At 67.9% G+C, this 12,528-nt stretch carries 12 protein-coding genes; 8 read left to right on the forward strand and 4 right to left on the reverse strand.

What is annotated here, in order from left to right:
* Positions 1-43: 43 nt before the first annotated feature.
* Complete coding sequence (locus tag HCU64_RS19055; RefSeq protein ID WP_233385785.1) at positions 44-310, reverse strand: DUF6894 family protein; 267 nt, start codon at positions 308-310, stop codon at positions 44-46.
* 5 nt (positions 311-315) lie between these two features.
* A complete protein-coding gene (locus HCU64_RS19060) occupies positions 316-498 on the reverse strand; it encodes a DUF3606 domain-containing protein (RefSeq protein WP_147047745.1) in 183 nt (60 codons plus the stop codon).
* A gap of 30 nt (positions 499-528) precedes the next feature.
* On the opposite strand from HCU64_RS19060, the gene HCU64_RS19065 reads away from it, so the two are divergent.
* Complete coding sequence (locus HCU64_RS19065) at positions 529-771, forward strand: hypothetical protein (RefSeq protein WP_233385786.1); 243 nt, start codon at positions 529-531, stop codon at positions 769-771.
* A 72-nt stretch (positions 772-843) separates the two neighbouring features.
* Positions 844-1,497 carry a class II aldolase/adducin family protein gene (locus HCU64_RS19070; RefSeq protein ID WP_233385787.1) on the forward strand — a complete coding sequence of 218 codons (654 nt, stop codon included), beginning with the start codon at positions 844-846 and terminating at the stop codon, positions 1,495-1,497.
* Here HCU64_RS19070 and HCU64_RS19075 read toward each other — a convergent pair whose 3' ends face one another.
* Together HCU64_RS19075 and HCU64_RS19080 are read right to left on the reverse strand one after the other, a co-directional pair.
* Complete coding sequence (locus tag HCU64_RS19075; protein WP_233385788.1) at positions 1,498-2,751, reverse strand: molybdopterin molybdotransferase MoeA; 1,254 nt, start codon at positions 2,749-2,751, stop codon at positions 1,498-1,500. It lies immediately after the preceding gene.
* Positions 2,752-3,283: 532 nt separating this feature from the next.
* A complete protein-coding gene (locus HCU64_RS19080) occupies positions 3,284-3,466 on the reverse strand; it encodes a hypothetical protein (RefSeq protein ID WP_233385789.1) in 183 nt (60 codons plus the stop codon).
* A 214-nt stretch (positions 3,467-3,680) separates the two neighbouring features.
* On the opposite strand from HCU64_RS19080, the gene HCU64_RS19085 reads away from it, so the two are divergent.
* The 6 genes from HCU64_RS19085 (at position 3,681) to HCU64_RS19110 (ending at position 12,514) form a co-directional block, all read left to right on the forward strand.
* Complete coding sequence (locus tag HCU64_RS19085; protein ID WP_233385790.1) at positions 3,681-4,874, forward strand: efflux RND transporter periplasmic adaptor subunit; 1,194 nt, start codon at positions 3,681-3,683, stop codon at positions 4,872-4,874.
* Between the two features lie 11 nt (positions 4,875-4,885).
* Complete coding sequence (locus HCU64_RS19090) at positions 4,886-8,023, forward strand: efflux RND transporter permease subunit (RefSeq protein WP_233385791.1); 3,138 nt, start codon at positions 4,886-4,888, stop codon at positions 8,021-8,023.
* A gap of 137 nt (positions 8,024-8,160) precedes the next feature.
* A complete protein-coding gene (locus HCU64_RS19095; protein ID WP_233385792.1) occupies positions 8,161-9,270 on the forward strand; it encodes an HD-GYP domain-containing protein in 1,110 nt (369 codons plus the stop codon).
* Positions 9,271-9,358: 88 nt separating this feature from the next.
* Complete coding sequence (locus HCU64_RS19100; RefSeq protein ID WP_233385793.1) at positions 9,359-10,546, forward strand: GGDEF domain-containing protein; 1,188 nt, start codon at positions 9,359-9,361, stop codon at positions 10,544-10,546.
* Positions 10,547-10,626: 80 nt separating this feature from the next.
* Entirely contained in the window at positions 10,627-12,111 is a 1,485-nt protein-coding gene (locus tag HCU64_RS19105) for a TIGR04222 domain-containing membrane protein (RefSeq protein ID WP_233385794.1), read from the forward strand.
* 88 nt (positions 12,112-12,199) lie between these two features.
* Positions 12,200-12,514, forward strand: a complete 315-nt coding sequence (locus HCU64_RS19110) for a YdeI/OmpD-associated family protein (protein WP_233385795.1) — start codon at positions 12,200-12,202, stop codon at positions 12,512-12,514.
* Positions 12,515-12,528 lie beyond the last annotated feature (14 nt).

A 12,528-nucleotide genomic window follows, 5' to 3' on the forward strand; every position in this document is an offset into this window, starting at 1 on the left:
CGTTCCGTCATGAACACGTTGGCGGGATGAGACCGGGCGCGCCTCAGTGGCGGGTCTCTTCATCGGATTCCGGCACCGGCTCGGTCACGAGGGCATCGGTGAGCGGAAATTCCAGGACGACGTTCTCGCTGTCGTCCGTCACGAACAGGACCGCCTGGAACAGCGCTGGATCGCCATCGGCGCCCTGGAGCAGCTGCAGGGCCAGCACCCGCGCTGCCGCCCAGGCCGCATCCGGATCGGCCAGCTCACGGCCATCGGGATCGACGATCACGTCGTCGTCGATATGGGTGTGAAAGAAGTAGCGAGGCATGGCGATCAGCGCTTTTTTCCGAGTTCGGCGGCGATGTCCTTGGTCATGCGACCGACTTTGCGGTGGGCGGCAGTGATCTGATCCTGCGTCACGCCCCACCGCTTCATCCAGTATTCGACCGCCTTCCGCTCGGAGAGGTCGAGCCGGTCCTTGTCGATGAAGCCGCGTTTGTCCTTGAGGCCCGCCATGATCGCTCCTGTGAGGAGCCCGATGTCGGCATGGGGAGACGCGAGGTCAAGCGCGCGTGCGCTGTCGGCTCGGGGCAAGCAGAAAGACCTGTCGATCTCGCGAACAATTTCACTGAGCAGCGGAACACGGGCGCCGTTTACAGCTTAACCATTTGCAACGACACGATGGAGCGGGTGATGGGTGGGGAGTTGGTCGTCTTCGTTCTCGCGGCCGCGACATTCGCTGGCTACGTCTTCGGCAGCGACGTGCTGAAAGCCGACACGCAGCACTGATCCGCTTCCAGCCATTCCTTCGGTTGTCAGGCTGCTCGGCCTGAAGGAAGACGGGACATGCAGGAGATCCGCATGTCCGAACAAAACGAAGCCGCATTACGCCAGGCGATCGTCGTCGCCGCCCGCTCCATGAATGGGCTCGGCATCAACCACGGCACGTCCGGCAACGTTTCCGTCCGCTGGGGCGATGGCCTGCTGATTACCCCCTCCGGTCTGCCCTATGAGCAGATGAGCGCCGACGACGTCGTCTGCTTGGCGATGGACGGGAGCTTCGACCATCCTCTGGTGCCCTCGACGGAATGGCGCATCCATCGCGACATCCTGGAGAAGCGGCCGGACGTGAACGCCGTCGTCCATGCTCATCCGATCCACTGCACGGCTTTCGCCATGTGCCGGCAGGACATCCCAGCGGTCCACTACATGATCGCAGCAGCCGGCGGCCCGACCATCCGCTGCAGCGGATACGCCACCTTCGGCACGCCCGAGCTGTCGGAGCTTGCCCTCGAGGCGCTTGAGGACCGGGCCTGCTGCCTGCTCGCCAACCACGGCATGATCGCCACGGGGCCGAGCCTGTCGAAGGCGCTGTGGCTTGCTGTCGAGCTCGAAACCTTGTGCCGGCAATATGCCGTGGCGCTGCAGGTTGGCCGGCCGCATGTCCTGTCGGACGAGGAGATTGCCCGAAACGTCGAGAAGTTTAAGGCCTACGGGCCGCGACCGAAGACTTGATCACCACAGCGTCGCGTGTGGGTAGAACCCCACGATGTCGCCCTCACTGACGATCGGTGCGCCGTCGGGCAACTCGGCAAGGCCGTCGCTCTCAGTGAGTGAGGTCAGCATGCCGGTGCCGTCTTTCGGAAACTTGCGGGCCTCGATCACGCCGTCCGCCCCGAGCGCGAGGCTCACGCGCAGAAACTCACGGCGGCCAGCCCGCTTTCGGAAGGTGAAGGCCGAGCGAACGGGCTGGGCCATCGGCGGGACGAACGTCTCGCCGGCGAGCCGCGCCAGGAGCGGGCGCACCACGAAGAGCAGCGTCACATAGGCGGCCACTGGGTTGCCGGGCAGACCCACGAAGGGCTTGTGGTCGATCAGCCCCATGGCGACCGGCCGGCCCGGTCGGATGGCGAGCCGCCAGAACACCAAGCTTCCCACGGCCTCGACCGCCGCCTTGACGTGGTCCTCTTCGCCCGCAGAGACGCCGCCCGAAGTCAGGATCAGGTCATGATCCGCGGCCGCCGCGGCCAGCCGAGCGGGCAGGGTGGCGGGATCGTCCCGTAGGATGCCGAGATCGACTACCTCCACGCCGATGCGGCGCAGCAAGGCGGCCAGCATCACACGGTTCGAGTCGCGGATCGTGCCGGGGCGCAGAGGCGAGCCGAGCTCGGTCAACTCGTCGCCGGTAGAGAACAGCGCGACGCGCAGGCGCCGCCGCACGGTGAGTGCATCGCAGCCCACGGCGGCGGCGAGGGCGAGATCCTGCGGCCTGAGACGCCGGCCTTCGGGGATGACGAGACCACCGCGCGGCACGTCCTCGCCCGCCAAGCGGCAATTGGCTCCCGCCTTCAGACCCGGCGGCAGCACGATGTGGTCGCCCTCGACGCGCACATCCTCCTGCATGAACACGGTCTCGGCATCGCGCGGCATTGGCGCGCCGGTGAAGATGCGCACCACCCCATCACCTGCGAGCACGCCCTCGGCCGATGCACCGGCCGCCAGCCGTGCTCCGAGCCGCAGAACCGTCTCCCGGCCAGGCGCGAGCAGGGCGTGGCGTACGGCGTAACCGTCGACCGCAGCGTTGTTGAAAGGGGGCAGGTCGCCGGTGGCGCAGATGTTCTCGGCGCTGATGCGGCCGTCTGCCTGCCCGAGGGCCACAGGCTCACTCTCGACGGTTACCGAAACCCGCTGCTCGATCAGCGCGACGGCTTCCTCGATTGCCATGGGGGCCTCGCCGACGGCGAAGCAATCGTTACTCAACTGCGCCATTCTGCCGATGTCAGGATGCCGAACCCGGGCTGCTGCGGGGAAAAGTCCTTTCGCCGCGCAGGGGGGGTATCAACGATGCAGACGGCGGCGTCGAGACCGGACATGAGAAAGGCCCGGCATCGCGACTGTCGGGCCTTCGGCAGGGTCCACGCTTTCGGGTTCAAGGGTCCTCGTCAGGTTCCGGCCACCGTCCTGGACCTCTCAAGGTCCGTCGCAGGCGGCACTCGCCCTCCCGTAAGCCTCATCCCTGTCGGTGCTCATTCGGTGGATCGTCCGCGTCACCCTCATCGGTGCGCGGCGTGAAGAGAACTACGGCGTGACGCATGCGCGAGCCTCCTTTCTCCGATCCATCGTCCCCGCTTCAGCCTGCAGGCCCGCGTCGACGATGAGGGGATGCTAGGCCCCGATTCGGTGACTTGGCAAGCGTAGCCGGCGAGAGATTTCCGATCGTCACCGGCACCGCATGTGCATGGATAACAAAAAGGCACCCTCCATTCGAAGGATGCCTTTCGCTGCTATGCACGCGTCCGAGCTACGAGATCAGGTCGAGCTTCGACGTCTTGATGCCGCCGGCACGAAGCTGGGTCGGCAGGGATGCGAAATCCGGGTAGCCGGCCTCGCGCGCCATCGCATCGAGCGCCGTCTTCTCGCTCTCGGCGCTGCCGGTCCACAGAATGGCACCGCTGGTCTTCTTCTTGATCTGGAAAATGCTCATCGCGCACCGTCCGGATGGATTTTGTATTGGATCGTCCAACGTGCGACGCTTCGTCGAGTTGCACAGCAACATCACGATGATGGGAGAAATATCCGGTCCGTCGTGATAGCGTCATGGATACGTCCAGCCTCGACACGGTCACGCCTTGAAAAGGCCGGCCTGGGACGGGACGAGGGGCACGAGCGATACCGCGCCTGCGAGCTAAAGCGTGTCCATGACCCAGATCCGTTTTCACAGCCTGCTGACGGCGGCCCTGTTGGCCTCCGGTTGCGCGCTCGCGGCCGAGCCGGCCGCGGTTCCGGATCCGGCCACGCTGCTTCCCGCCGTGAGCGTGGTGCCGGCCCAGACCCGCGAGATCGTCGAACAGGCCGTCGTGACCGGCACGCTGGTGCCGCGCGACGAAATTCTGGTCGCGCCTGAGGTCGAGGGACTGCGCATCACCGATCTCCTGGTCGAGGAGGGTGACCGGGTGGCCAAGGGCCAGGTGCTCGCGCGTCTGTCCACCGAGATGATCGAGACGCAGGAGGCTTCGAATAAGGCGGCGATCGCACGCGCCGAGGCCGCCATCGTCCAGGCGAGCAGCCAGATCACGCAAGCGGAGGCGGCCAATCTCGAGGCCAAGCAGGCTCTGGAGCGCGCACAGGCACTCGTGAAGACCGGCAATGCCACCGCCGTGACGCTCGAGCAGCGCGTCTCCACCGCGCAAGGAGCGGAGGGCAAGCTCGCATCGGCCAAGGGAGGCCTCGATGCCGCCAAGGCCGACCTCGCTACTGCCAAGGCGCAGGCCAACGAGATCGCTCTGCGGCGGGCTCGGACCGCGATCCGCGCGCCCGAGGGCGGCATCATCAATCGCCGCACCGCGCGCATCGGAGCCACCGCGACGGCGGTCGGCGAGCCGCTGTTCCGCCTGATCGCCCGCGGCGAGATCGAGCTGGAGGGCGACGTTCCCGAGACGGCCCTGCCGCGCCTCAAGGAGGGCAACCCGGCTCGCCTCGACATCGACGAGACCCGCACCCTCGATGGCCGCGTGCGCCGGATCTATCCGGAAGTCGACCGCATGACGCGGCTCGGTAAGGTCCGCATCTCCCTGAGCCCCGATCCGGCGCTGCACATCGGCGCCTTCGCCCGCGGCAAGGTCGAGGTCGCGCGCCGAACGGGCGTCGCCGTACCGCTCGCCGCCGTGCTCTACACGGCTGACGGCACCGCGAGCGTGCTCGTCGCCAAGGATGGGCAGGTCCGCGCCCGTACCGTCGCGACAGGTCTTTCGGCAGAAGGTTTCACCGAGCTGAGCTCGGGTGTCTCGAACGGCGAGTTCGTGGTCGCACGCGCCGGCTCTTTCCTACGTGACGGAGACCGGATCCGCGCCGTCCCACCGAAGGCCGATCAGGCCTCGGCCGAGACCCGCTGAGGAGGCCGAACATGCGCCTCAACGTCTCCGCCTGGGCGATCCGAAAGCCGATCCCCTCGCTCGTCCTGTTCATGGTGCTGATGGTGCTCGGCCTCGTGAGCTTCCGCTCGCTGCCGATCACCCGGTTCCCCAACATCGACATCCCGATCGTCTCGGTGACGATCACCCAGTCCGGCGCCGCGCCGTCCGAGCTTCAGACCCAGGTCACGAAATGGGTCGAGGACGCGGTCTCCGGGGTGAAGGGCGTCAAGCACGTCATCTCGAACATCTCCGAGGGCATCTCGGCGACCACCATCGAGTTCCGCCTGGAGGTGAACCAGGATCGCGCGGTCAACGACGTGAAGGAGGCGATCAACAAGATCCGCATCAACCTTCCGCGCACCATCGACGAGCCGATCATCCAGCGCGTCGAGATCGCCGGCCTGCCGATCATGATCTACGGCGCCTCGGCGCCGGCCATGACACCCGAGGACCTGTCCTGGTACGTCGACGATGTCGTGGCGCGCCAACTCCAGGGCGTGAAGGGCGTCGGCGGCGTCGAGCGCCTCGGCGGTGTGGCCCGCGAGATCCGCATCACCCTGAAGCCCGACCGCCTGCTCGCCCTCGGCATCACCGCCGCCGACGTGAACAAGCAGGTCCGCATGACCTCCGCCGACATGGCGGGCGGGCGCGGCGAGCTGGCCGGCGGCGAGCAGTCGATCCGCCTGCTCGGTGGCTCGGCGAGCCTCGCCACCCTCGGCTCCACCTCGATCGTCGTTCCGGGCGGCCGCAAGGTGCAGCTCGACGAACTGGCGACGTTGGTCGACAGCTTCGAGGAGCCGCGCACCTTCGCCCGCTTCAACGGCGAGCCGGTGGTTGCCTTCGCGATCTCGCGCGCCAACGGCGCCAGCGACGCGGAGGTCTCGGTCGCCGTGGCGAAGAAGATCGCCGAACTGCATGAGGCCAATCCCGGCGTGCATTTCGACGTGATCGACACCAGCGTCACCGGCACGATCGGCAACTACCACTCCGCCATGATGGGCCTGATCGAGGGCGCGCTGCTCGCGGTGGTGGTGGTGTTCCTGTTCCTGCGCGACATGCGCGCGACGCTCATCGCGGCCATCGCCCTCCCGTTGTCGGTGCTGCCGACCTTCTGGGTGATGAGCGCGCTCGGCTTCTCGCTGAACGCGGTCAGCCTGCTCGCGATCACCCTGGTGACCGGCATCCTGGTCGACGACGCCATCGTCGAGATCGAAAACATCGTTAGGCACATGCGGCTCGGCAAATCGCCGTTTCGGGCGGCGCTGGAGGCGGCCGACGAGATCGGCCTCGCCGTCATCGCCATCACCGCGACGATCATCGCGATCTTCGCGCCGGTCTCCTTCATGCCCGGCATTGCCGGCCAGTATTTCAAGCAGTTCGGCCTGACCATCGCCGCGGCCGTGTTCATGTCGCTGCTCGTGGCGCGGCTGATCACGCCGCTGCTTGCCGCCTACTTCCTGCGTGACCACGGCCATGAGGAGAAGGAAGGCCCGATCCTGCGCGCCTATGCCCGCGTAGTCGCGTGGTCGGTACGCCACAAATACATCACGCTGGTGCTCGGGCTCGCCTGCTTCGCCGGCTCGATCCTATCCGCCGGCCTCCTGCCCGCTGGCTTCATCCCGGCCGAGGACGCGGCCCGGACCATGTTCGTGGTCGAGCTGCCGCCCGGCGCCCGGCTCGACGACACCAAGAAGGTCACCGACGGCATCGTCGAGACCATCCGGGCGATGCCCGAGGTGCGCTCGGTCTTCGTCGACGGCGGCCGCCAATTGCCCGGCAAGAAGGAGGTCCGGCTCGCCAGCCTGACCATCAACCTGACGCCGAAGAACGAGCGCCACCTCTCCCAGAAGCAGATCGACCTGAAGGTCTCCGACATCCTGCGGCAGGTGCCGGACATCCGGTTCTGGTCTCTCAAGGAAGGCGGCCAACGCGAATTCGCCCTGATCGTCTCCGGCAACGACTACCCGGCCGTGGCCGACGTCGCCGCACGCCTGCAGCGTGAGGCGGCCGGGGTGCCGCACCTCGTCAACGTGATGTCTACGGCGCCGCTCGACCGCACCGAGATCCGCATCACGCCGAGGCCCGGCGTCGCCGCCGATCTCGGCGTGTCGACGGAGCTGATCGCCGAGACCGTCCGCGTCGGCACGATTGGCGACATCGCAGCCAACCTCGCCAAGTTCAACGCCAAGGACCGGCAGGTGCCGATCCGCGTGCAGCTGCCTGAATCCCTTCGCGGAAAGCTCTCCGAGCTCGAGACGCTGAAGGTGCCGGTGAAGCAGGGCGCGGCCGTCCCTCTCTCCACCGTCGCCGACATCACCCTCGGCCGCGGCCCCACCGCCGTCGACCGCTACGACCGCTCGATCCGCGTCGCCATCGAAGCCGACCTGCAGGGCTCGGATGCGCTGAGCGCCCTGATCGATCAGGTCATGGCGCTGCCCGCCGCCAAGAACCTGCCGCCGGGCGTCGTCATCAAGCAGACGGGCGATGCCGAGATCATGGGCGAGGTCTTCGAGGGCTTCGCCATGGCCATGGGCGCCGGCCTGATGATGGTGTTCGGCGTGCTGGTGCTGCTGTTCGGCAACTTCCTGCAGCCGCTGACCATCCTGTTCTCGCTGCCGCTCTCCATCGGCGGCGCGATCCTCGGCCTGCTGATCTGCAACATGCCGATCTCGATGCCGGTGGTGATCGGCATCCTGATGCTGATGGGCGTGGTGACCAAGAACGCGATCATGCTCATCGACTTCGCCGTCGAGGAGATGGCCCGCGGCGTCGACCGCATCACCGCGATCACAGATGCCGGCCGCAAGCGCGCCCGGCCGATCGTGATGACCACCATCGCCATGGCCGCCGGCATGGTGCCCTCGGCGATGGCGCTGGGCATCGGCGGCGAATTCCGCGCCCCGATGGCGGTGGCCGTGATCGGCGGCTTGATCGTCTCCACCGGATTGTCGCTGATCTTCGTACCGGCGATCTTCATCCTGGTCGACGACCTGTCGCGGCTCTTCGTGCGGCTGTTCGGCCGCTTCGTCGGCGAGCGCGACAACCCGGAGGACGAGATCGGTTTCTACCCGCCGGGCCATGCGGCGAACGAGCCCGGGGGTTACCGACCACACGTGGCTGCGGAGTAGGCGAGGGGGCTTGACGGAGGTCTCGACCGGGCCTTCGTTGAGTGTTCGTAAACCATCGCAAGGTAATCCTGCGCGCCTCCCCTTGCGGATCCGACGTTCCGTCCAGGCTCCGGGGCCACTGGGCGTATGACGGCCCCATGCAGGAAGCTAGCGTCCTCCTCGTCTCGGACCGCCGTGAGCGGGCGGACAGGCTTGCAAGCGCGATCGGGCTCATCCGCCCGTGCCAGGTGATCGAGCCGGGCCGGGCGCTGCCGTCCCAGCCGCCGCTCGCCTTTCTTGTGGATCTCGCGGAAGGACTGCCCAACACCACCTGGGGCGAGACCCTCGCCAAGCGCACGCGTCTCGATGCCGTGCCGTGCCTCTACGTAGCCCGCCATGGTGAGAGTGCCGACGGTCCCGAGGCTCGTCGCTTCGGCAGCCCAACGGTCATCCCTGCGGGCGCACGCTCGGCCGGGATTGTCCCGACGCTGCTGAAGCTCGTTGACGAAGCTCAGTCGTCGAATGCGACCACCCTTCGGCTCGCCAAGCGCGTCGACATCGCCACCTCCCTCGTCTCAGGCCTGTTCGACGCCGCCGTCTGCGGCCGTGCGCCGAGCGTGGCGGACGCGGAGGAGGGCACCGAGATCGTGCTCGCCGCCGTATCCGAGGCCGGCATCGGCGCTTGGCTGGATCGTCTGCGCCGGCACCATATCGGCCTCTACCAGCATTCCCTGAGCGTCGCGGGCTTCGCCGCAGCCTTCGCCACCGAGCTCGGCCTCGGCCGCCGCGACAGCCACCGCCTCGCACAGGCCGCCCTGCTGCACGACATCGGCAAGGCGCACACCCCGACTGCGATCCTCGACAAGCCCGGCCCCCTCACGCCCGACGAGATGCGCGTCATGCGCGAGCACCCGTCGATCGGTGCAGATCTGCTCGCACTGGATGGTGCCTACGATTCGGCGATCCTCGACGTGGTCCGCCACCATCACGAGCGCCTCGACGGCAGCGGCTATCCCGACGGCCTGAAGGGCAAAGCCATCGGCGACCTCGTGCGCCTGGTGGCAATCTGCGACGTGCATTCGGCGCTCACCGAGCGCCGCTCGTACCGCCCCGCCCTGTCCGGCCACGAGGCCACGCGCATCATGGAGGGCATGGCCGGACAGCTCGATGCAGATCTGCTGCGCGCCTACGTGCCGGTGATTCTGCGGGCGGATACCGAGCGGCCCATCGCAACGGCTCCCGCAGCCCTCGCGCAAACCTTTTCGTAACCAAAGGCTACTTAACGTTTCCCCGGTGCGCGGCCCGTGGAAGCCTCGCTCTTCGGCTATCTCGAGTCCACGGCCGTCCCGGGCTCGCATGCGCGACAATTCCCTTACATTCAGCCTGCCGCGCTGGCGCTTCACGCGCTGGCTGGCCTATGCCGGGCCGGACGTGCCGCGCGACATCCGCGTCGCGCTGATCGGCAGCCTGTACGGCACGCTGCCGATCTTCCTCGGCGGCGTGGTGAACACCATCACCGTCGCCGCGCTGATCGCCTACCACATCCCAAAACCGTCGATGCTGGTCTGGCTCGCCCTCGAGATCACGATCTGCATCGCCCGGCTGACCGTTCTGCTCGTCGCGCACCGGGCTGCCGCGCGCAAGCGCCGGACGCCGACCGACATCAACCTCATCCTGTCCCTGGCCTGGGCCGCGAGCCTCGGCCTCGGCACCTATGTCAGCATCACCAGCGGCGATTGGGTCGCGGCGACGCTCGCCTGCCTGTCCTCCGCCGCGATGATCGGGGGCACCTGCTTCCGCAACTTCGCGGCGCCGCGCCTCACCGCCCTGATGATCACGCTGACGCTCGGACCGTGCTGCCTCGGCGCCGCCGTCGCGGGCGAGCCGATCCTGCTGATCACCTTCCTGCAGATCCCCTGCTACGTGCTGACCATGACCATCGCCGCATTCAAGCTGAACCGGATGATGGTCACGACCATGCGCGCGGAACGCGAGAACGGCTTCCGGGCCCATCACGATGCGCTCACCGGCCTCTCCAACCGCTCGGGCCTCGCCGCGGCCATGGAAGCGATGCAGGCGATCCGGTCCGGACCGATCGGCCTGCTCTACATCGACCTCGACGGCTTCAAGGCGGTCAACGACACCCACGGCCATGCCATCGGCGACGAGCTCCTTCGGATCGTCGGCGAGCGTCTGCGCGCGGAGGCCGGGCGCGGCATCCTCGCCGCGCGGATCGGCGGCGACGAGTTCGTCGTGCTCTGCGAGGATAGGAGCCGCTCGGAGTTGATCGCGCTCGCCGAGCGGCTGATCGCTCGGATCTCCGAGCCCTATTCCATCGCGGATGTTGGTCCCGCCCAAGTGGGCGCCAGTATCGGCATCGCGCAGTCACCTGAGCACGGCGACGATCTGGCGAGCCTGCTCCAGGCCGCCGACCGCGCGCTTTATCGCTCCAAGTCGATGGGCAAGGGGCATTGCTCGCTCGCGGCGCGCAAGGTGCGCGACGGCGAGGACGACGTCCATGCCGCGGATCAGCTCTCGGCCTGACGCGAATCACCCGAGCATGCCGGCCGTGGGAAAATGCGCTGATTCATCAAGGCGCACGCCCGATATGGTAGCATAGGACCATGGTCGACCCCGGCTCGGTCCACGCTTCGGCAGACATGGCGTTGCACAAGGTCGAGCGCGTTTCCTGGACGCCCGAACAGCACGACCTGCTGAGACGGATCGAGGCGCATCCCTTCGAACGGCCCGATCACGCCCTCGACTTCACCGGACGTCTCGCCCGCGACCGTGGCTGGAACCTCGGCTTCGCCCGCGGCGCCGTTGCCGAGTATCGCCGCTTCTGCTTTCTGGCGATGGTCTTCGACACACCCGTCACACCGAGCGAGGAGGTGGACGAGGTCTGGCACCAGCACCTGACCTATTCCCGCGACTACTGGGAGACTTGGTGCGGCAGCGTGCTCCAGCGGCGGCTCCACCACGATCCGACCGAAGGCGGCTCCTCCGAACAGGGCAGATACCGCATGCAGTACGCCCAGACTCTCGCCCGCTACGAGAGCTATTTCGGGCCGCCCGACCCGCTGTTCTGGCCCGCCACGCATCAGCGCTTCCGGTCGCGCCCGCGCTACCGCATCGTCGACGGCGACCGTGTCCTCACGCTGCGCCGGCCGGCCCTGATGGGATGGCTCACCCGCATCGGCGCCTCGATCGTCCTCGCCGCGGCAGGGCTCTGCGCCGCGGCACGGCCGGCCTTGGCTCAGCCGCTCAATCCCCTCGACTGGACCGGCGGTCCCTTCCTCGCGCTCTACGCCGCCCTGACGGTGGCGGCGCTGATCGCGGCGCTCCTCGGACGCTCGGTCCTGCGCGGCGGCCGCAGACCTGCCTCCGAGCCTGAGCTCGACCCGGTCGAACTGGCGCTCCTCGCAGGGGGCGTCGGCCGGGCCGCCGATGCTGTCATCATCGGCCTGGTCGATGCGGGCGCGGCGAGCTTGGCCTCGGGCAGCGGAAACCTCACGATCGCAGATGACGGCGTGCGCCTGCCGCGTGCCCTAGAGCCATTCCGCGGCGTGGTGGGGGGCACGGTGCGGCGCTCGACCTTCATCGCCTTGCTGACACCGCGGCTCGAAACGGTCAGGCAGACGCTCGTGAGATCCGGGCTGGCGCCGAGCCGGGATGCCATCGGCCGGATCCTGGTCTGGACGCTCGTCTGCGTCGTGCCGCTCTTCGCCTTCGGGCTCGCCAAGGTCGCCGTCGGCCTGTCGCGGGGCAAGCCGGTGGGATTCCTGGTCGCCCTGATGATCGCGCTGGGCGTGGCAAGCCTCTTCATCCTGGCCCGTCGCCCCATCCGCACCCGCGCGGGCGACAGGGCGCTGGCCGGCTTCCGCCAGCGCCACGCCAGGGCGGCACGCGCTCCGCTGCAGGGCGAGCTGCTGTTCGCCTTCGCGCTCGGCGGCGCCGCGGTGCTCGCCGGCACGCCCCACGAGTCCTATGGACGCCTCCTGCGCTCGTCGAACAATGGCAGTTCCGGCTGCAGCAGCGGCGGCGGGGACGGCGGCGGTGGCTGCGGGGGAGGCGGCTGCGGCGGGTGCGGCGGCGGCGGCGGGGACTAGGAAGTGGATCTTGGCGAAGCGCGGCTCGACATCGAACGATACGGCCGATGCACCGGGACCAAAGAGCTGCTCAGCGGATGGAGGATACGTGGTGGACCCATTCCCGCACGGTACCGTGCACGAGGCCGGTGAAGACCTCCAGGCAGCCGTGCGATCAGATGCGACGATCTACGGGCTCTGGGAAAAGCTGACGCCCCTCGGCCGGAACGAGTTCATCTGCTGGGTCGAGGACGCGAAGCAGCCCGCGACGCGCCAACGCCGGATCGAACGAACCTGCGAGGAAATCACGGAAGGCAAAAAGCGGCCGTGTTGCTGGGCCGGCTGCATTCACCGCACCGACAAGGCCCCGAGCCGGTGGCAGCAGGCAGTGCTCATCGATCGGCTGGGCAAGGGCGGCTCGTAGACGGGCCATCGAGG

The organism is Methylobacterium sp. C25 (assembly GCF_021352225.1).
Taxonomy (GTDB): Bacteria; Pseudomonadota; Alphaproteobacteria; order Rhizobiales; family Beijerinckiaceae; genus Methylobacterium.